Source organism: Mameliella sp. LZ-28, from assembly GCF_012274245.1.
GTDB classification, from domain to species: Bacteria; Pseudomonadota; Alphaproteobacteria; order Rhodobacterales; family Rhodobacteraceae; genus Antarctobacter; species Antarctobacter albus.
This window is the reverse complement of the sequence record NZ_JAANYX010000007.1, coordinates 106,591-124,426: the sequence shown is the minus strand read 5'-3', so window position 1 is coordinate 124,426 and position 17,836 is coordinate 106,591. Positions and strand designations below refer to the sequence as shown.

Sequence of the window (17,836 nt, the reverse complement as noted above, 5' to 3'; positions counted from 1 at the left end):
GGAGGTAGATGATGACGCGGTCGCCCTTGCGCACGCCCAGGGATTCCAGGACGTTGGCCATGCGGCAGGTGCGGCGGTGCAGGTCGGCATAGGAGATGCTCTGCGCCGGTTCGTTGGGATCGTCGGGTTCGAAGATGATGGCGGTCTGGTTGGCGCGCTTGTCCAGGTGCCGGTCGATGCAATTGGCGGCGACGTTGAGCGTGCCGTCGCGGAACCACTCGATCTTGACCTGGCCGAGGGTGAAATCGGTGTTCTTGATCTCGCTCGGCTGCTTCATCCAGTCCAGCCGCTGCGCCTGCTCCGCCCAGAAGGCCGCCGGATCGCTGACCGAGGCCGCGTACATCTGATCATACCGCGAAAGGTCGACGTGGGCGTGTTTCACCATGTCGGCGGACGGGGGGTAGGTGGTGCTCATTTGGCTCTCCTCCAGAAATTGTTCGGGGGCAGGGAAAACCTCCCCGCCCCCGAAATCAAGTGGTTCCTAAGTCCTGTATGGCCGCGGCGGGGTTTGCCGCGCAGCGCGCCAGGTCAGATCGCCAGGTATTCCGCGCGCAGGCTTTCGTTCTCCAGCACCTCGGCGGCGCTGCCATCGAAGACGATGGAACCGGTGTCGAGGATCACCGCCCGGTCGGCCAGTTGGAGCGCACGCACGGCGTTCTGTTCGACGATGATCGTGGTCATGCCCTGTTCCTTGATGTGGCGCAGGGTCTTTTCGATCTCGTCGACGATGACCGGGGCCAGCCCCTCGTAGGGTTCGTCGAGCAGCAGCACCTTGATGTCGCGCGCCAGTGCCCGGGCGATGGCCAGCATCTGCTGTTCGCCGCCCGAGAGGGTGGTGCCCTCCTGCTTGCGGCGCTCGCCGAGGCGCGGGAACAGGTCGTAGAGCCGTTCCAGAGACCAGCCGATGGGCGGCGCGATCTGGGCCAGCTGCAGGTTCTCCTCGACGGTCAGGCCGGGAATGATGCGCCGGTCCTCGGGCACGAGACCGAGGCCCGCGATGGCCGCCTGGTGGGACTTCATCGTGTGCAGGGGTTGGTGATCCAGCCAGATTTCGCCGTGGTTCACCTGGGGGTCATCCAGCCGCGCGATGGAGCGCAGCGTCGTGGTCTTGCCGGCGCCGTTGCGGCCCAGCAGGGCCAGGATCTCGCCCTCGTGCACGTTGAAGCTGATGCCCTGCACGATGTAGCTCTCGCCGTAGTAGGAATGCATGTCCCAGACGGAGAGGAAGGCGGGGGCGGTTTCGGCCTGGTTGGCGTTCTTGGAAAAGTCGGGGCGGACGTTCATCTTTGGCTTCTCCCGTCCCGGGCCTGACCCGGGACCTCGTGGGTGGAGGCCCCGGCGCGAGGCCGGGGCGCGGTGTGACGGCTCAGTGCGCTTCGCCCAGGTAGGCTTCCTGCACCTTGGGATGGCCCTTGATGTTTTCGGGCGCATCCTCGACCAGCGGCGTGCCCTGCGCCAGAACCGTGATCCGGTCGGCGAGGGAGAAGACCACGTGCATGTCGTGCTCGATGATGGCGATGGTGATGTCGCGCTCTTCCTTGATCTGCTTGAGCAGGTCGATGGTGTTGTTGGTGTCGGCGCGCGCCATGCCCGCTGTGGGTTCGTCCAGCAACAGCAGCTTGGGAGACTGGACCAGGCACATGGCCATTTCCAGCCGGCGCTTGTCGCCACGCGACATCGAGGCGGAATGCATGTGGCGCTTGTCCAGCATGTTCACCTCTTCCAACATCTTCTCGGCCTCTTCGATGAGCGATTTCTCGTTCATCACCGACTCGATGGCATGCAGGCGATAGGCCCCGTCCCGCTTGGCGAAAAGCGGGATCATCATGTTCTCGAACACGGTCAGGTCACCGAAGATCTCGGGCGTCTGGAAGACGCGGGAAATCCCCATCTGGTTGATCTCGTGCGGGCTCCGGCCCAGCACCGACTGGCCCTGGAACATGACCGACCCGGTGTCGGGGATCAGCTTGCCCACCAGGCAATTGAGCAGGGTGGACTTGCCCGCGCCGTTCGGTCCGATGATCGCGTGGCAGGTGTTTTCCGCCACGCTGAGGTTCACGTCCGAGAGGGCCTTGAGACCGCCGAAGCGCTTGCCCACGTCCTTGACTTCAAGAATACCCATCTGTCTGTCTCCTTATTCCGCGGGCTCTGTGCTGGCCGACTTGGGATCGTCGGCCTTCTTGCGGTTGAAGAAGCGGGCGATGCGCTGGCCACCTTCGACAAGGCCGCCGGGCAGGAAGGTCACGACAAGCATGAAGATGATGCCCAGCGTCAGGTGCCAGCCCTTGCCGACGAAGGGATGGATGACGAAGACGACGAAGTCCTCGATCCCGTCCGGCAGGAAGGCGAACCAGCCGTGCAGCACGTTGTCGTTGATCTTGGAAAAGATGTTTTCCATGTACTTGATCGCACCGGCGCCCAGCACCGGGCCGATCAGCGTGCCCGCGCCGCCCAGGATGGTCATCAGCACGACCTCGCCCGAGGCTGTCCACTGCATGCGCTCGGCGCCTGCCAGCGGGTCCATCGCCGCCATCAGGCCCCCGGCCAGACCGGCATACATGCCGGAGATCACGAAGGCCGCCAGCGTGTAGGGCTTGGGGTTCAGGCCGGTGTAGTTCAGGCGCTGCTGGTTCGACTTGATCGCGCGCAGCATCATGCCGAAGGGTGAACGGAAGATGCGGATCGCCAGGTAGAAGGAGATCAGCATGACCACCGCGCAGACGTAGTAGCCGACCGAGAAGGTAAAGCTCCACGGACCGACGACCATGTCGGTGGCGGCGCGCATTTCCAGGCCAAAGAGGTTGGTCACCGGGATCGAACCGTCGGCGGTGGCCGAGGCGCCCAGGATGCGCGGATCGTCAAGCGTCAGCTGCAGGCCGGTTTCCCCGTTGGTCAGCGGCGTCAGCACCGAGTAGGCCAGCGCAAAGGACATCTGCGCGAAGGCCAGGGTGAGGATCGAGAAGTAGATCCCGGTCCGGCGCAGGCTGACAAAGCCGATGACCAGCGCGAAGAGGCCCGCGATGATGACCGACAGCAGGATCGCCGGGACGATGTTCATGCTGAGCAGCTTGAACATCCAGACCGCAGAATAGCTGCCCACCCCCAGGAAGGCGGCGTGACCGAACGACAGGTAGCCGGTCAGGCCGAAGAGGATGTTGAAGCCGATGGCGAAGATCCCGAAGATCACGAAGCGCTGCATCAGGTCCGGGTAACCGGCGTTGAACTGTGCCAGCCCGCTTTCGGTCGGGAAGGGGTTGAGGATGAAGGGCGCGAGCATTGTGAGCAGCGCCACGATGAGCAGCAGGGTGCTGTCTTTCTTGTCCAGTCCGAACATGGGCTTACTCCATCACGCCCTTGCGACCCATCAGACCGCGCGGACGGGTCAGAAGGATGACAATGGCGACAAGGTAGATGATGATCTGGTTGATGCCGGGCACGAGAGTGATGACCTCTTTCATCGAGGCAAAGCTTTCCAGGATGCCCAACAGGAACCCGGCGGCGACGGCGCCCGGAAGCGAACCCATGCCACCCACGACGACCACGACGAAGCTGAGCACGAGGAAATCCATCCCCATGTGATAGTTGGGCGCGTTGATCGGCCCGTACATCACGCCCGCCAGGCCCGCGACCGCGGCGGCGAGGCCGAACATCAGCGTGAACCGCTTGTCGATGTCGATGCCCAGCAGGCCCACGGTTTCGCGGTCGGCCATGCCGGCGCGGACCACCATCCCGAAGGTGGTGAACTGCAGGAAGGCAAAGACCGCGCCGATGATCCCGACGGCAAAGCAGAAATAGACGATCCGCCAGATCGGGTAGACGATGGTCGAGGTCAGCTGAGCCACGCCGGTCAGCGCCTCGGGGGCGGGGGTCTGGATCGGGTTTGCGCCGTAGAAGTACTTGATGACTTCCTGCAGCACGATGGCCAGGCCGAAGGTCACCAGGATCTGGTCGGCATGCGGGCGCTTGTAGAAATGCTTGATCAGGCCGCGTTCCATGACGAAGCCGATGAGGATCATGATCGGAATGGCAAAGAGGATGGCCAATGGCACGGACCAGTCGATGATGGTCGATCCCATTTCGGGCCCGAACCAGCTTTCGACATAGGGTGTCTTGACCTTGAGCGGGTTGCCCAGGAAGTCGGTCCGGGATGGATCGACGGTTTCGAACGACAGGTTCAGGATACGTTGCAGTGTCACCGAGCAGAAGGCGCCGATCATGAACAATGCGCCATGCGCAAAGTTGACCACGCCCAGCGTGCCGAAGATGAGTGTCAGTCCCAGCGCGATCAGCGCATAGGCCGAGCCCTTGTCGAGCCCGTTGAGAACTTGGAGGAAGATGGCGTCCATTGTCCCACCCTTTGCGGTCGGAGTGCGGAAAAAGAGAGGACCCGTGTCAGCGGGCCGAGGGGGAGTGTGCTGGGTGGGCAGGGCACATGGCCCTGCCCGTCACGCGGCCCCGCGAGGGCCCGGCGTGATTACGCGCCCGGGTTGCAGGAGCCCAGCGAGCCGCCTGCGAACATCGGGTGATCGGGTGCGTATTCGACCTGCGCGCGCGGCGTGACTTCGACGATCTCCAGAAGGTCGAATTCCGAGGTCGGGTTGTCTTTCCCCTTCACGACCAGCACGTCCTTGAAGCACTGGTGGTCTTCGGCGCGGTATAGGGTCGGGCCGTTGCCCAGGCCGTCGAACTCGTAGCCTTCCAGGGCTTCGGCGATGGCGCAGGGGTTGAACGATCCGGCGCGCTGTGCCGCGTCCGCGTACAGCAGGGTCTGGACATAGCAGGTGTGCGCGGCCTGGCTCGGCGGGAAGCCGTACTTGGTGCCGAAGGACTTGACGAATGCCTTGGAACCCTCGTCCTGCAGCGACCAGTGCCAGTTGGTCGAGCCGAAGATGCCCTTGACGTTGGCGCCTGCACCCTTGGCCATCAGGCGCGAGTACAGCGGCACGACGATCTCGAAGTCCTTGCCGTTGACGACCTTTTCACGCAGGCCGAACTGGACCGCGTTGGTCAGCGAGTTGACCATGTTCCCGCCGTAGTGGTTCAGGACCAGCACGTCGGCGCCCGAGTTCAGGACCGGCGCGATGTAGGACGAGAAGTCGGTGGCGGCCAGCGGCGTCAGCACGTTGTTGACGGTTTCCCAGCCCAGTGCCTCGGTGGCGGCGGCGATGGATTCCTGCTGGGTCCAGCCCCAGGTGTAGTCGGCGGTCAGGTGATAGGCCTTGCGGTCGTTGCCGTACATCTTGGCCAGCACCGGCGCCAGCGCGGCACCCGACATGTAACCGTTGAAGAAGTGACGGAAACCGTTGGCCTTCTTGTCCTTGCCGGTGGTGTCGTTCGAGTGGGTCAGGCCGGCCATGAAGATGACGCCGGCTTCCTGGCAGAGACCCTGGACCGCGATCGCCACGCCCGAGGAGGAGCCGCCGGTGATCATGATGGCGCCGTCTTTTTCGATCATCGACTTGGCCGATGCGCGCGCGGCGTCCGATTTGGTCTGGGTGTCGCCGGTGACGTATTCCACCTTCTTGCCCAGGATGCCCGTGCCGTCCAGGGCCTTGGACGAGAAGGTCGACAGCATGCCGCCGTCGCCGCCGCCGTTCAGGTGTTCGACCGCCAGTTCGTAGGCGCGCAGCTCGTCAGCGCCCTCATCCGCGTAGGGGCCGGTTTGCGGAACGTTGAAGCCCAGGGTCACGGTGCTGCCGGTGGGTGCGTTGGTATAGCCCGAATGGCTGGCCGCCGACAGGTAGGTGGGCAGTGCCAGGCCGGCACCGGCCACGGCACCAGTCTTGATCACGCCACGGCGCGTCACGTTGAGTTTGGACATGAAATCCTCCCGTTTCGAAAAAGCCGCCCCGGAATTCTCCTCAGTCTTCGGGGGCGTTCGCACATCTGTGCAAATGCAGTATGGCAGGGGGATGGAAAATTGCGCAACAAGCGCTTTACGAGTAACACTTTTTTTGTCAACGTCTGAAAAGTAGACAGCGGTATTCTGTAAAGGTGTTTATGTTGCGTTGCAGAAACCCCTTGAATCGGCAAAGGAAAGACCCATGCCTCGCGATACACTGACGGGATCGCGAATCCGCGAAAGACGGGTGCTGCGCGGCATGAAACAGGCCGATCTGGCCCGAAAGGCCGGTATCTCTGCATCTTACTTGAATCTTATCGAGCATAATCGCCGCAGAATCGGCGGCAAGCTGCTGCTTTCCATCGCCGAGATCCTGCGCGTCGAGCCGGCCGCCCTGACAGAAGGCGCGGGGGCCGCGCTGATCGCTTCGCTGCGCGAGGCTGCCGCCGACATGCCGCAGGTTTCGGCGGAACTGGACCGGGTCGATGAATTCGCCGGGCGCTTTCCGGGCTGGGCGCAACTGCTGGCCGACAGCCGCACCCGTGTCGCTCAGCTGGAACGCAGCCTCGAGACATTGAACGACCGTATGACACATGACCCGCACCTGGCGGCCTCGCTGCATGAGATGCTGTCGACGGTGACGGCGATCCGCTCTGCCGCCTCGATCCTGGCCGAACCCGGAGAGGTGGACGCCGAATGGCAGGCGCGCTTTCACCGCAACATCTACGAGGACAGCGCCCGCCTGGCCGAGACCAGCCGGGGGCTTGTCACCTACCTGGAGGCGGACGAGAGCTCGCCGCTGGAAACCGGCGCCCCGCAAGAGGAACTGGACGCGGCGCTGGAAAAGGCGGGGCACACGGTGCCCGAACTGGAGGCGGGGGCCGACCTGGACGCGGCGCTGGCCAAGCTGGGCCGGGGATTGTCAGGGCCGGCGCGCGGGCTCTTGCGGGGCTGGCTGGACCGATATGCCAGTGATGCCGAGGCTTTGCCGCTGGATCGGCTGCGCCCTGCGGTCGAAGAGCATGGCCCCGATCCGGCGGCGCTGTCCGCGGCGCTTGGGGCCGACCCGGCCCGCATCATGCGCCGCCTTGCCGCCATGCCGCCCGAGGATCTGCCCACCCCGGTGGGCCTGGCAATCTGCGACAGCTCGGGCGTGCTGACCTACCGCAAACCGCTGCCGGATTTCCCGATGCCCCGGTTCGGCGCGGCCTGTCCGCTCTGGCCGCTCTACCGCGCGCTGTCGCGTCCGCATGTGATCCTGGCCGGGCCGGTGATGCAGGTCGGGCGCAGCGGCGCCGTGCTCTGGGCCGATGCCCTGGCCACACCGCAGGCCGGCCCGGCGGTCAATGCCGATCCACTTTACCAGGCGCAGATGCTGGTGCGTCCGCTGCCGCAGGGGACAGAGCCGCCCGCGACGCTGCCGCAGCTGGGTGTGGCCTGCCGGGTCTGCCCGCGCGAATCCTGCGAAGGACGGCGAGAGCCCTCGATCCTGGCCTCGACCCGGCGCTGACCCTGACGCGGCGGTCTGGTGGGCGGTTTGGCCTTAGTCCGGACACCTCAAAGGCTTACGCTGGGTCAGAAAACGCCGCGTTAGCGACAACAGTATTTTGACACCGGTTGCGATAACCGCCTAGACTTGAGCTCACCTGCTTTAGGATAGGCGCAAAAAGACCTGGGAGGCGGGATGCGGGGGGAAGATATGGGCGGACAGGTTCTGCTGATCGAGGACGAGCCGAATATCATTGAAGCGATCCGATTCATATTGTCCCGCGACGGCTGGCAGGTGCACACCCATTCCAACGGCACCGACGCCGCGCAGATCGTGCGGGACCGGGCGCCCGACGTGGTGATCCTGGACGTGATGCTGCCGGGGCGGTCGGGGTATGACATCCTGCGCGAATTGCGAGAGGACCCCGCCCATTCCGACCTGCCGGTGCTGATGTTGACCGCGCGAGGCCAGAGCAAGGACCGCGAGATGGCCGAGCGTGCCGGCGCCAGCCGCTTCATGACCAAGCCCTTCTCGAACGCCGAGGTGCTCGACGCCGTGCGGGCCCTGTCGGCGCAATGACCCGCCCGCCCGGAGGCGTGCCGCCGCGTCCGCCGGGCAAGCCGCCCGCGCGCCATGCGCCGTTCCAGATCGAACGCCAGAGCTTTCGCCGCCGCCGCCTGATCGATGCCGCCTGTGCCTTGCCCTTGCTGGGTTGGGTGCTGTGGTGGTTGCCGCTCTTGTGGCGGGGGGCCGACGCGCCGATGCCTGCCTCGCTCGTGCTGGTCTATATTTTCGGGATCTGGTTGGGGCTTGCGCTGGCGGCAGCCCGGCTGGTCCGCCTGCTGGGGGGCGCGCGCAACACATCGCCACTGCCCGAGGGTGACGACCCGTGAGCACGCTGAACCTGCTGGCGGCGATCTCGATCGCCTATGTCGCGCTGCTCTTCGGTGTCGCCTTCTTCGCCGAGCGCGCGGCGCAGAGCGGGCGGGTGCGCTGGCTGCGAGCGCCCATCGTCTACACGCTGTCGCTGTCGATCTACTGCACCGCCTGGACCTTTTACGGCGCGGTGGGCAGCGCGGCGCGCAACGGGTTCGAGTACCTGACGATCTACCTGGGCCCCAGCCTGGTCATGCTGGGCTGGTGGTGGATCCTGCGCAAGCTGGTGCGGATCGGGCGCAACCAGCGCATCACCTCCATCGCCGACCTGATTTCGTCCCGCTATGGCAAGTCCAACCTGCTGGGCATCGGCGTCACCATCCTGGCGGTGATCGGCACCACGCCCTATATCGCACTGCAACTGCAATCCGTGACTCTCTCGGTCGAGGTGTTCTCCGAACCCGTTCCGATCGAGGAGGCCGGCAACAGCCTCACCGCCTTCTGGGTGGCCGCGGGGCTTGCGGTTTTCACCGTCATCTTCGGCACCCGCAACCTGGACGCCAATGAACGTCATCACGGTGTCGTCATGGCCATCGCCGTCGAGGCGGTGGTCAAGCTGACCGCGCTGGTGGCACTGGGCGTCTTCGTGGTATGGGGGCTGTCGGGCGGGGTCGCCGCGACGCTGGCGCGGATCGACGCCTCGGAACTGGGCACATGGCAGGTGAACAACGGGCGCTGGGCCGGGGTCATGCTGCTGTCGGCGGCGGCCTTCCTCTGTCTGCCGCGGATGTTCCAGGTGCTGGTGGTCGAGAACGACAACGACGCCCAGCTTCGGATGGCCGCCTGGGCCTTCCCATTGTACCTCATGGCGATGAGCCTGTTCATCGTGCCGATCGCGGTGACCGGGCTCGACCTGTTGCCCGAGGGATCGAACCCCGACCTCTTCGTCCTGACCCTGCCGCTCAGCCAGGGGCAGGAGGGGCTGGCGCTGCTTGCTTTCCTGGGCGGGTTCAGCTCGGCGACCTCGATGGTCATCGTCGCGGCCATCGCTCTGTCGACGATGGTGTCGAACCATATCGTGATGCCGGTCTGGCTGCGCCTGCGCGAAGGAACCGCCAGCGTTTCGGGCGATGTGCGCAACGTGGTGCTGCTGTCGCGGCGGCTGTCCATCGCGGGTGTGCTGCTGCTGGGCTATCTCTATTACGCGCTGTCCGGGGGGCGTACGGAACTGGCCGCCATCGGACTGATCGCCTTTACCGGGGTGGCGCAGGTGCTGCCGGTGCTGATGGGCGGGATCTTCTGGCGCGGGGCGACGCGCGTCGGGGCGCTGGCGGGGCTGACGGCGGGGTTCTCGATCTGGGTCTACACGCTGTACCTGCCGAGTTTCGGCCCCGGCACGGTTCTGCCCGCAAGCTGGTTCGCCGATGGCCCGCTTGGCATCACCCTGCTGCGGCCAGAGGCGCTCTTCGGGGTCAGTTTCGACGACAAGCTGCTGCATGCCGTGTTCTGGAGCCTGCTGCTCAACACTCTGGCCTTTGTCGGGGGGTCGCTGTTCAGTGCCGCCTCGCCGCTGGAAAGGTTGCAGGGGGCGCAGTTCGTCTCGGCCCGGGCGGCGGGGGCGGGGCCGCGCAGCTGGCTGCAAAGCACCGCCGAGAGCGAGGACCTGATGGTCATGACGCAGCGCATCCTCGGCCCCGACGAAGCGCAGGCGCTGTTCCTGCGAGAGGCCCGCGCGCAGGGGCTGGAAGGTGAACTGCCCGCGCCGACGCCGGAATTCCTGCAGGTGCTGGAACGCGAACTTGCCGGGTCGGTGGGGGCGGCGACGGCCCATGCGATGGTGGGCCAGATCACCGGCGGGGCGATGGTCTCGGTCGAGGACCTGATGGCCGTGGCCGACGAGACCGCGCAGATGATGGAATATTCCGCCCGGCTGGAGGCGCAGTCGCTGGAGCTGAGCCGCACCGCAGCCCAGCTGCGCCGGGCCAATGACAAGCTGACGCGGCTGTCGGTGCAAAAGGATGCCTTTCTCAGCCAGATCAGCCACGAGTTGCGCACGCCCATGAGCTCGATCCGCGCCTTCTCCGAGATCCTGCGCGACACCCAGGGCCTGACCCGCGCGGACCAGAACCGCTATGCCTCGATCATCCATGACGAGGCGATGCGCCTGACCCGGCTGCTGGACGATCTGCTGGACCTGTCGGTGCTGGAAAACGGCCAGGTGAACCTCAACCTCACTGAGGGCCGTTTGGAGGATATCCTGGACCGTGCGGTCTCTGCCGCGCTGGCGGACGAGGCCGGGTCGGGGATCCGGGTGATCCGGCGGCGGGTGGGCGAACAGGTGCGGCTGACCACCGATGTCGAGCGGCTGAGCCAGGTGTTCATCAACCTGATCTCCAACGCGCGCAAGTATTGCGACGCCGAGGCGCCGGAATTGCAGATCGTGGTGACGGATGCGCGCGGCCAGCTGCTGGTGGATTTCATCGACAATGGCTCGGGCGTGGCGCCCGAGGCGCAGGACGTGATCTTTGAGAAGTTCGCCCGTGTCAGCGATCAGAAGGCCGGTGGCGCGGGGCTGGGCCTGGCGATTTCGCGGCAGATCGTGACGCGCCTGGGGGGAGAGATTTCCTACCTGGCCGACAGAGGTGGTGCGGCCTTTCGCGTGGTCCTGCCGGTGCGCCAGGAGATGGCGGCGCAATAGGGTGCGCTGTCCGGGTCGATTTTCTCAACAAATTCCTGATCGTTAAAGCGCTTGGTAACCAAATCCGCTGATAACGGGCCGTGGAGGCAGTTGATGACGGGCGATTTTCTGCATGGCTGACGGTGCACGCAATGACGTACTTGGGCAAAAAGCCCAGGCGGCTCAGCGCGCCTATGAGGCGCGCGGCATGTCGCTGCCCAAGGCATTGCGCCGGGCGCTGTCGCGCACCGCGGATGTGCTCTGGGACCTGGCGCTGGTGACGCAATCCGTCACGGTCGAGATGCTCGACCAGGACGAGGTGGTCGAGGCGCTGGGCCCACGCGACCTGCTGATCCTGCTGGACGGGCCGGAGGGCGCATTGGGGCTTGTCTCTGTCGACCGCCAGGTGCTGACCGGCGTGGTCGAGGTGCAGACCATCCAGCAAGTCACCCAGATGCCGGTCGAGGAAGACCGGATCCTGACCCAGACCGATGCGGCCATGATGGCCCCCTTGATCGACGGCGCGCTGACCCGGCTGGCCGACACGATGCAGGGACATCCGCTGCATCTGCAACTGGATGGCTATCGTTTCGGCGCCATGCTGGAGGATTCGCGCGCCGCCGGGCTGATCCTTGACGCGGCGGCCTATCGCGCCTTCCGGGCCGAGATCGACCTGGCCCTGGGGCGGCGACGCGGACGGATGACGCTCTTCCTGCCCGAACGCAAGCTGAGCCAGGACACGCCCGAGGCCGGGCGCGGCGTCGGTCCGCACGAGGAACGGTTGAGCCGGGTGGCGGCGCGGCTGGATGCCAAGCTGGCCCGGATCACCCTGCCGTTGGGCCGGGCCGAGGCGTTGAAGCCCGGCGACCTTCTCTCGCTGCCCCCGGATGCGCTGGACAGGATCGAGGTGACGGCAGGCCGTGGCGACCTGGTCGCGCGTGGCCGTTTGGGGCAGTTGAACGGGTTGCGCGCGGTGCGGTTGAACTGGCCAGCGACGGGTGTGACAGCAGCCTCGCTGGGGATGCCTGCTGCTGCGGAAACGCCGGAGGCGGGTTTCGGCCATGAGGCGCCTGAGGCGGCTGCGGCGGAACCGGCCGTGCCCGACCTGCCGCAGGTGACGGAACCTGCCGAGGAAGAACTGCCCGATCTGCCGCCGATGGATTTCGATGGCGGCGATTTCGATTTCTCGGACCTTGGGGGCGATACCTCGGCGGAGGATGGCGGGGAACCGATGGCCGCCTTGCCGGAGATCGACATGGGGGACGGTTTTGACGCCGCGCCACTGGATTTCGATTTCGAGGAGGATTGAGCGGCGTGCTCAAAAAGAAGTCACGTGCCGATCATTCAGGGGTGCACTAACGGGGCGCGGGGCCAACATGAAAGGCCCCCGTGTCGCGGACGCGGGAGCCTGACGTTCAACACTTCAGGGCTTGGACAGGGTTTCCAGCGTCGGGCGCAGCCCGGCAAGGTTGTAGCCCGCCTTGGCCGCGGTCTCGATCACCGCATCGGCGCCCAGCGTCTCTGCCTGACCCAGCGCCCAGATCACCGAGCAACGCGTGCCCGAGGCGCAGTAGGCCAGAACCGGCCCTTCGGCACCTGCGATCAGCTCTGCCTGCCGCAGGATGTTCTCCGCGGTCATGGTCTGATGCGTGATCGGCAGCACCTCGAACCGCAGGCCCTGCGCCTCGATCGCCTGGCGCATGGCGTTGGCCTGATGCGAAGGCGGAACCTCCGCATCGGGCCGGTTGTCGATGACCAGGGCATAGCCCGCAGCCTTGATCGCCTCCGCATCCTCGGGGTCGATCTGGGGAGAGACGTGATACTGGTCGGTCAATACGCGTGGTGTCATGGCTTTTGGTTTATTCCGCCGGAACGGCCCTGTCCAGACGCGCGCGCAGCATCGGTGCAATCAGCATCCCGCCGATCATCGCAACGAGGAAGGCATAGAGACCCGGGCCGCCATAGCTGAGCGAGGCGATCGAGGGGCCGGGGCAGAGCCCGACGAGTCCCCAGCCGATCCCGAACATGACAGAGCCGAGGATCAGCTTGCCGTCGATTTCTTTCGACGGCGCCGGCGGCAGCGGCAAGCCGGTCAGCGAGGTCGTGCGGCGGCGGCGGATGAGCCAGGCAATGGCCATCGGGATCATGGCGCCGCCCATGACAAAGGCCAGCGTCGGGTCCCAGTTGCCGAAGACGTCCAGCCAGCCCTGCACCTTGGTGGTGTCGGTCATGCCCGAGATGAAAAGCCCGGCGCCGAACAGCCCGCCGGCAAGGAATGCAACAAGAAGTCGTGCCATGTCAGATCACTCCAAGGATGTGGCGGAAGAGGACGACGCCAAGGCCGCCAGCAAGGATGTAGCAACAGGTGGCCACGATCCCGCGCACCGACAGCCGAGACATGCCACAGACGCCGTGCCCCGAGGTACAGCCGTTCGCGATGCGCGTGCCGATCCCGACCAGCAGGCCGGCGGCCACCAGAACCGTGTAGTTGTCGGTGATATGCGTATCCACCGCACGGTAGAAGGGCATCAGCAGCACCGGCAGCAGCGCCACGCCCACCAGGAAGACGATGCGCTCGGCGGCAGTGGACCAGCCCGAGCCATCGACGAGGCCGCCGATGATGCCGCTGGCGCCCATGATGCGGCCGTTGCCCAACAGGTAGACAGCGCCGCCTGTGCCGATCAGCATTCCGCCGATCAGGCCCCAGATCCAGTCGATAGGCATGTGTATGTTTCCTTTTTTGTCAGCCCGGCCCGCTCCCGGTTCGCCGCGGGAGGAAGTCTCGCCGGAAAAATGCCTCTGCGCGGAGGCAGGGACGCCCCCCGCGCAGAGTGCCGTCAGGGTCAGAGCTTGTTGACCGGGACCTTGAGAAAGACGTTGCCCTTTTCATCCGCCGGCGGCATCTGGCCCGCGCGCATGTTCACCTGCAGCGAGGGGATGATGAGCTTGGGCATGGCCAGCGAGGCATCGCGGGTGTCGCGCATGTGCACGAAATCTTCCTTGGTCTTGCCTTCGCCGACATGGACGTTGGTCGCTTTCTGTTCGCCCACGGTGGTTTCCCAGGCGTATTCGTCGCGGCCCGGGGCCTTGTAGTCGTGGCCGACAAAGATCCGGGTCTCGTCCGGAAGGGCGAGGATCTTTTGCACGGAGTCATACATGGTCTCGGACGAACCGCCGGGGAAGTCGCAGCGGGCAGTGCCGAAATCGGGCATGAAGAGCGTGTCGCCGACAAAGGCCGCGTCGCCGATGACATAGGTCAGGCAGGCGGGCGTGTGACCCGGCGTATGCAGGACGTCGACGCGCAACTGCCCGATGTGGACCGAGTCGCCCTCCTGGAAGAGCTGGTCGAACTGCGAGCCGTCGCGCTGGAACTCGGTGCCTTCGTTGAAGACCTTGCCAAAGGTGTCCTGCACGATCTTGATGCGGTCGCCGATGCCGATCTTGCCGCCCACGCGCTCCTGGATGTAGGGCGCGGCGGAAAGGTGGTCGGCGTGGACGTGGGTTTCCAGCAACCACTCGACCTTGTAGCCTTTTTCCTTGACGAAGGCGATCACGGCGTCGGCGGATTTCGTGTCGGTGCGGCCGGACGAATAATCGAAGTCCAGAACGCTGTCGATGATGGCACAGGACGTGCCATTGGGGTCGCGCACGACGTAAGAGATCGTGTTCGTGGCGTCGTCAAAGAAGGCAGTGACTTCGGGTTTCATGTCTGTTCCCTCCAAACTTTCCGGATCATCATATACGTAAACATGAATATGTTTCAAGAGGGAAGGTGCGATTGATATGCATCAAGGTCTGTGCTGCGACGGTTTGACAGAGTGCCGGAAAGGTCATGGAGGCTTGCATCATGTCGCATCACGCACGGAAACTGGCACTGCTTGAACGGCTGCGCGCGCTGGGCGTGCGGCTGGACGGAATCGAAGAGGCGCTGGAAGCACCTCATTCGAAGGACTGGGAAGACCAGGCCATCGAACGCGAAGGCGAAGAGGTGCTGGAGCGGCTGGGCGCCAGTGGACAGGCAGAGGTGGCGCGGATCCGCGCCGCCCTGGGTCGCATGGCGCGTGGCGAATACGGGATCTGTACCCGCTGTGGCGAGGAGATTTCACCGGAACGACTGGAGGCGGTGCCAGAGGCGCCGCTGTGCAAGACCTGCGCCGCCGAGGTTTGAGGCGGCCCCAAGTTCAGGAGGTACGAGATGTCAAAGGAACTGGAGGCGCGGCTCGAATCGTTGCGCGAGGAATTGGCGGCAGCCCAGGGCGAGGCGCGGGACGATCTTATGGAACACCTGGAACAAGCGGTTCTGGGGCTGGAAGGCGTCGGCGCCGAAATTCCGGCCTGGGCGCGCGAGATGGTCGAGGCGCATCACGAGGACGAAGCCGAGGACGGCTTTGACAACATGCCCGTCTGAATCGCGTTTCAGCGCGTTTCGGACGTGTCGGCCCGGGGTTAGACCAATAGGCAGGGCAACGCCCGCCGTCGGCCATGCCGGCCGGGCGGATCTGCTTGTGGTCCCTCTTGGAAGGGCCTGAAAACGGCGGCCGCCGAAACGGATCGGTATTCCGGGATTGCCAGGCCCCGGCCCATCGGGGGCTTTCGCCCCCTCGTCGCGCGCATCACGGGTGGCCCGAAGGGGCCAGGTGATCCGGTTTTCAGTGATCGATCGCGGGCAAGACTGCGCGCCGCGGGTTAAGGAAGGCTGACAGGACCGCGCGGTGCCTCGCGGGCCCGGACACGATCCGGCGCTTCAGCCCATGAAGATACCAAGGATCACCATCATCAGCCCGATCACCGACAGGAACAGCGCGCCCATGTTCAGCGGCACGACCTTGCGCACCACCGCGCGCAGCTCTTCGTCCGACAGGTTCGCGCGCCGCGCGCTCCAGACACGGACGATGCACCAGACCAGCCCGGCCAGTCCCGCCACCGAGAGCGCCGCGCCTCCCCAGATCAGTGCCGCCATTGTCGCTGTCCCCCTGGATATCTACGCCGCTGCGCCTAGCGCATGCCCGCCGCAGAGTGCAAGCCCCGGCTTGCGCGCTCTTGATGGGGGCCACGGGCCTGGGGTATCGAAGGACCCTATAAGGTCACGAGGCTGAAGAGGCAGACATGCAGGATACGGGAACCGACAGCTATGGCGTCGCCGCGGGCGAGCTCAAGCAGTTCATAGAGCGCGTCGAGCGGCTCGAAGAGGAAAAGAAGGAGGTCGCCGAGCAGATCAAGGAGGTCATGGCCGAGGCCAAGGGGCGCGGCTATGACACCAAGGTCATGCGCAAGGTGATCGCCCTGCGCAAGCGCGACGCCGACGACATCGCCGAGGAAGAGGCGGTTCTGGACATGTACAAGGCCGCGCTGGGCATGGGCTGAAGGCCCCGGAGGGCAGGGCGGGCCGGGGTCCGGCGCGCTCTGCCCGGTTATTGAGCATTTTGCCCGCAACGGGATCAGCACAGCCTTTCACGCCCGTTGCACCACTCGTCACGGCCCGTTAGCGTACCTGTTACAAGACAGTGATGGGGTGGACCGCACGGGCATGAACGATCAAGTCTATTTTGACGAGATGCTGGGCACGGAGGGCAAGGTACGCAGGCCCTACCAGCCCTTCAACACCTGGTTCGAAGGCGAGGATCCCAAGCATCTGCGCGCCAAGCAACGCGAGGCAGAGGACCTGTTCCGCCTCACGGGCATCACCTTCAACGTCTATGGAAGGGCCGAGGCAGAGGAACGGCTGATCCCCTTCGACATTATCCCGCGCATCATATCCGGCCGCGAGTGGCAAAAGCTGAGCCGTGGGATCGAACAGCGGGTGCGCGCGATCAATGCCTTTCTCTACGACATCTACCACGGCCAGGAGATCGTGAAGGCCGGACGCCTGCCCGAAGAAATGATCTCTCGCAACGACGCCTTCCTGCCCGAGATGATCGGCATGCGCCCGCCGGGCGGGGTCTATACCCATATCGTCGGCATCGACCTGGTGCGCACGGGTCCGGACGAATTCTATGTCCTCGAGGACAACGCGCGCACGCCCTCGGGCGTCAGCTACATGCTGGAAAACCGCGAGACCATGCTGCAGATGTTCCCCGAGCTCTTCTCGGAGAACCGGGTGCAGCCGGTGTCGACCTATCCCGGCGATCTCTACAATTCTCTTGCCGCCTGCGCGCCCGAGGGCCTCGGCCGCAAGCCCACCGTCGGCCTGTTGACGCCGGGGATCTACAACTCGGCCTATTTCGAACACAGCTTCCTTGCGGACGAGATGGGCGTTGAGCTGGTCGAGGGTCACGACCTGCGGGTCGAAGACGGTCGTCTTTGCATGCGCACGACCCTGGGGTACAAGCCGATCGACGTGCTGTATCGCCGGGTCGACGACGATTTCCTTGATCCGCTGACCTTCAATCCCGACAGCGCGCTGGGCGTGCCGGGGATCATGGACGTCTACCGCGCCGGCAATCTGACCATCGCCAACGCACCCGGCACCGGCATCGCCGACGACAAGGCGATTTACAGCTACATGCCTGAAATCGTGGAGTTCTACACCGGGGAACGGCCCTTGCTGGAAAACGTGCCGACCTGGCGCTGTTCCGACAAGGAGTCGCTGGCCTACGTTCTGGACAACCTCAAGGAACTGGTCGTCAAGGAGGTGCATGGCTCTGGCGGCTACGGCATGCTGATCGGCCCCACCGCCACCAAGAAAGAGCTGGCCGAATTCCGCAAGAAGCTGGAAGCGCGGCCCGGAAACTACATCGCCCAGCCGACGCTGAGCCTGTCGACCGTGCCGATCTTTACCAAGTCGGGCCTGGCGCCGCGCCACGTCGACCTGCGGCCCTTCGTGATGGTCAGCCCCAAGGGGATCAACATCACGCCGGGCGGGCTGACCCGCGTGGCGCTGAAGAAGGGCTCGCTCGTGGTGAACTCCTCGCAGGGCGGGGGCACCAAGGACACCTGGGTGCTGGAGGACTGA

Annotated in this window: 20 protein-coding genes; 9 read left to right on the top strand and 11 right to left on the bottom strand. The window is 65.1% G+C overall.

Features of this window, described 5'->3' with window-relative positions:
- From G9Q80_RS05100 to G9Q80_RS05075, 6 genes are all read right to left on the bottom strand, one after another.
- Nucleotides 1-415, bottom strand: a 415-nt coding sequence (locus G9Q80_RS05100; RefSeq protein ID WP_168246430.1) for an acetyl-coenzyme A synthetase N-terminal domain-containing protein, incomplete at its 3' end; no start/stop codon positions are given.
- Between the two features lie 113 nt (nucleotides 416-528).
- Nucleotides 529-1,284 carry an ABC transporter ATP-binding protein gene (locus tag G9Q80_RS05095; RefSeq protein ID WP_043146435.1) on the bottom strand — a complete coding sequence of 252 codons (756 nt, stop codon included), beginning with the start codon at nucleotides 1,282-1,284 and terminating at the stop codon, nucleotides 529-531.
- An 82-nt stretch (nucleotides 1,285-1,366) separates the two neighbouring features.
- Nucleotides 1,367-2,122: an ABC transporter ATP-binding protein gene (locus G9Q80_RS05090; protein WP_043146433.1), complete on the bottom strand. Its 756-nt coding sequence runs from the start codon at nucleotides 2,120-2,122 to the stop codon at nucleotides 1,367-1,369.
- Nucleotides 2,123-2,134: 12 nt separating this feature from the next.
- Nucleotides 2,135-3,334, bottom strand: coding sequence for a branched-chain amino acid ABC transporter permease (locus tag G9Q80_RS05085; protein ID WP_088716673.1), 1,200 nt, complete (start codon nucleotides 3,332-3,334; stop codon nucleotides 2,135-2,137).
- Nucleotides 3,335-3,338: 4 nt separating this feature from the next.
- The gene (locus tag G9Q80_RS05080; RefSeq protein WP_088716672.1) at nucleotides 3,339-4,346 is read right to left on the bottom strand and encodes a branched-chain amino acid ABC transporter permease; all 1,008 of its coding nucleotides are present in this window, start codon (nucleotides 4,344-4,346) and stop codon (nucleotides 3,339-3,341) included.
- 128 nt (nucleotides 4,347-4,474) lie between these two features.
- The gene (locus tag G9Q80_RS05075) at nucleotides 4,475-5,821 is read right to left on the bottom strand and encodes a substrate-binding protein (RefSeq protein ID WP_043146429.1); all 1,347 of its coding nucleotides are present in this window, start codon (nucleotides 5,819-5,821) and stop codon (nucleotides 4,475-4,477) included.
- 223 nt (nucleotides 5,822-6,044) lie between these two features.
- On the opposite strand from G9Q80_RS05075, the gene G9Q80_RS05070 reads away from it, so the two are divergent.
- The 5 genes from G9Q80_RS05070 (at nucleotide 6,045) to G9Q80_RS05050 (ending at nucleotide 12,193) form a co-directional block, all read left to right on the top strand.
- The gene (locus G9Q80_RS05070) at nucleotides 6,045-7,352 is read left to right on the top strand and encodes a helix-turn-helix domain-containing protein (RefSeq protein ID WP_043146427.1); all 1,308 of its coding nucleotides are present in this window, start codon (nucleotides 6,045-6,047) and stop codon (nucleotides 7,350-7,352) included.
- A 189-nt stretch (nucleotides 7,353-7,541) separates the two neighbouring features.
- A complete protein-coding gene (locus tag G9Q80_RS05065) occupies nucleotides 7,542-7,910 on the top strand; it encodes a response regulator transcription factor (RefSeq protein ID WP_043146447.1) in 369 nt (122 codons plus the stop codon).
- On the top strand, nucleotides 7,907-8,224 hold the full coding sequence (locus G9Q80_RS05060; RefSeq protein WP_069210816.1) for a hypothetical protein: 318 nt from the start codon (nucleotides 7,907-7,909) through the stop codon (nucleotides 8,222-8,224). Before G9Q80_RS05065 ends, G9Q80_RS05060 begins: the two co-directional genes overlap by 4 nt.
- Complete coding sequence (locus G9Q80_RS05055) at nucleotides 8,221-10,905, top strand: ATP-binding protein (RefSeq protein ID WP_074622861.1); 2,685 nt, start codon at nucleotides 8,221-8,223, stop codon at nucleotides 10,903-10,905. Before G9Q80_RS05060 ends, G9Q80_RS05055 begins: the two co-directional genes overlap by 4 nt.
- A 112-nt stretch (nucleotides 10,906-11,017) precedes the next feature.
- Complete coding sequence (locus G9Q80_RS05050) at nucleotides 11,018-12,193, top strand: FliM/FliN family flagellar motor C-terminal domain-containing protein (protein ID WP_088716671.1); 1,176 nt, start codon at nucleotides 11,018-11,020, stop codon at nucleotides 12,191-12,193.
- Between the two features lie 114 nt (nucleotides 12,194-12,307).
- Here the strand turns inward: G9Q80_RS05050 and G9Q80_RS05045 are convergent, their stop codons facing one another.
- The 4 genes from G9Q80_RS05045 to G9Q80_RS05030 all read right to left on the bottom strand — a co-directional run bounded on the left by G9Q80_RS05045 (nucleotide 12,308) and on the right by G9Q80_RS05030 (nucleotide 14,591).
- Nucleotides 12,308-12,733, bottom strand: a complete 426-nt coding sequence (locus tag G9Q80_RS05045) for a protein tyrosine phosphatase family protein (RefSeq protein ID WP_088716670.1) — start codon at nucleotides 12,731-12,733, stop codon at nucleotides 12,308-12,310.
- Between the two features lie 10 nt (nucleotides 12,734-12,743).
- Nucleotides 12,744-13,181, bottom strand: a complete 438-nt coding sequence (locus G9Q80_RS05040) for a DUF6691 family protein (RefSeq protein ID WP_043146422.1) — start codon at nucleotides 13,179-13,181, stop codon at nucleotides 12,744-12,746.
- Between the two features lies 1 nt (nucleotide 13,182).
- Nucleotides 13,183-13,608 (bottom strand): YeeE/YedE family protein, encoded by a 426-nt coding sequence (locus G9Q80_RS05035; RefSeq protein ID WP_069210812.1) that lies wholly within the window; start codon nucleotides 13,606-13,608, stop codon nucleotides 13,183-13,185.
- A 119-nt stretch (nucleotides 13,609-13,727) separates the two neighbouring features.
- Nucleotides 13,728-14,591, bottom strand: coding sequence for an MBL fold metallo-hydrolase (locus G9Q80_RS05030; protein ID WP_043146420.1), 864 nt, complete (start codon nucleotides 14,589-14,591; stop codon nucleotides 13,728-13,730).
- 140 nt (nucleotides 14,592-14,731) lie between these two features.
- Here G9Q80_RS05030 and G9Q80_RS05025 point away from each other — a divergent pair, with 140 nt between their 5' ends.
- Together G9Q80_RS05025 and G9Q80_RS05020 are read left to right on the top strand one after the other, a co-directional pair.
- Nucleotides 14,732-15,052: a TraR/DksA family transcriptional regulator gene (locus tag G9Q80_RS05025; protein ID WP_043146444.1), complete on the top strand. Its 321-nt coding sequence runs from the start codon at nucleotides 14,732-14,734 to the stop codon at nucleotides 15,050-15,052.
- 27 nt (nucleotides 15,053-15,079) lie between these two features.
- Nucleotides 15,080-15,292, top strand: a complete 213-nt coding sequence (locus tag G9Q80_RS05020) for a hypothetical protein (protein ID WP_043146419.1) — start codon at nucleotides 15,080-15,082, stop codon at nucleotides 15,290-15,292.
- A gap of 336 nt (nucleotides 15,293-15,628) precedes the next feature.
- Here the strand turns inward: G9Q80_RS05020 and G9Q80_RS05015 are convergent, their stop codons facing one another.
- Nucleotides 15,629-15,844, bottom strand: a complete 216-nt coding sequence (locus G9Q80_RS05015) for a hypothetical protein (RefSeq protein WP_043146418.1) — start codon at nucleotides 15,842-15,844, stop codon at nucleotides 15,629-15,631.
- A 146-nt stretch (nucleotides 15,845-15,990) separates the two neighbouring features.
- On the opposite strand from G9Q80_RS05015, the gene G9Q80_RS05010 reads away from it, so the two are divergent.
- Both G9Q80_RS05010 and G9Q80_RS05005 read left to right on the top strand, forming a co-directional pair.
- Nucleotides 15,991-16,248 carry a DUF2312 domain-containing protein gene (locus G9Q80_RS05010; RefSeq protein ID WP_043146416.1) on the top strand — a complete coding sequence of 86 codons (258 nt, stop codon included), beginning with the start codon at nucleotides 15,991-15,993 and terminating at the stop codon, nucleotides 16,246-16,248.
- Nucleotides 16,249-16,411: 163 nt separating this feature from the next.
- Nucleotides 16,412-17,836, top strand: coding sequence for a circularly permuted type 2 ATP-grasp protein (locus G9Q80_RS05005; protein WP_043146443.1), 1,425 nt, complete (start codon nucleotides 16,412-16,414; stop codon nucleotides 17,834-17,836).

Bases quoted from the DNA above. Each gene is read 5' to 3' on its own strand.
- G9Q80_RS05005 (WP_043146443.1), top strand. From the start codon at position 16,412: ATGAACGATCAAGTCTATTTTGACGAGATGCTGGGCACGGAGGGCAAG.
- G9Q80_RS05070 (WP_043146427.1), top strand. From the start codon at position 6,045: ATGCCTCGCGATACACTGACGGGATCGCGAATCCGCGAAAGACGGGTG.
- G9Q80_RS05085 (WP_088716673.1), bottom strand. From the start codon at position 3,334: ATGTTCGGACTGGACAAGAAAGACAGCACCCTGCTGCTCATCGTGGCG.
- G9Q80_RS05015 (WP_043146418.1), bottom strand. From the start codon at position 15,844: ATGGCGGCACTGATCTGGGGAGGCGCGGCGCTCTCGGTGGCGGGACTG.
- G9Q80_RS05020 (WP_043146419.1), top strand. From the start codon at position 15,080: ATGTCAAAGGAACTGGAGGCGCGGCTCGAATCGTTGCGCGAGGAATTG.
- G9Q80_RS05060 (WP_069210816.1), top strand. From the start codon at position 7,907: ATGACCCGCCCGCCCGGAGGCGTGCCGCCGCGTCCGCCGGGCAAGCCG.
- G9Q80_RS05065 (WP_043146447.1), top strand. From the start codon at position 7,542: ATGGGCGGACAGGTTCTGCTGATCGAGGACGAGCCGAATATCATTGAA.
- G9Q80_RS05010 (WP_043146416.1), top strand. From the start codon at position 15,991: ATGCAGGATACGGGAACCGACAGCTATGGCGTCGCCGCGGGCGAGCTC.
- G9Q80_RS05095 (WP_043146435.1), bottom strand. From the start codon at position 1,284: ATGAACGTCCGCCCCGACTTTTCCAAGAACGCCAACCAGGCCGAAACC.
- G9Q80_RS05050 (WP_088716671.1), top strand. From the start codon at position 11,018: ATGGCTGACGGTGCACGCAATGACGTACTTGGGCAAAAAGCCCAGGCG.
- G9Q80_RS05090 (WP_043146433.1), bottom strand. From the start codon at position 2,122: ATGGGTATTCTTGAAGTCAAGGACGTGGGCAAGCGCTTCGGCGGTCTC.
- G9Q80_RS05075 (WP_043146429.1), bottom strand. From the start codon at position 5,821: ATGTCCAAACTCAACGTGACGCGCCGTGGCGTGATCAAGACTGGTGCC.
- G9Q80_RS05035 (WP_069210812.1), bottom strand. From the start codon at position 13,608: ATGCCTATCGACTGGATCTGGGGCCTGATCGGCGGAATGCTGATCGGC.
- G9Q80_RS05030 (WP_043146420.1), bottom strand. From the start codon at position 14,591: ATGAAACCCGAAGTCACTGCCTTCTTTGACGACGCCACGAACACGATC.
- G9Q80_RS05045 (WP_088716670.1), bottom strand. From the start codon at position 12,733: ATGACACCACGCGTATTGACCGACCAGTATCACGTCTCTCCCCAGATC.
- G9Q80_RS05080 (WP_088716672.1), bottom strand. From the start codon at position 4,346: ATGGACGCCATCTTCCTCCAAGTTCTCAACGGGCTCGACAAGGGCTCG.
- G9Q80_RS05040 (WP_043146422.1), bottom strand. From the start codon at position 13,181: ATGGCACGACTTCTTGTTGCATTCCTTGCCGGCGGGCTGTTCGGCGCC.
- G9Q80_RS05025 (WP_043146444.1), top strand. From the start codon at position 14,732: ATGTCGCATCACGCACGGAAACTGGCACTGCTTGAACGGCTGCGCGCG.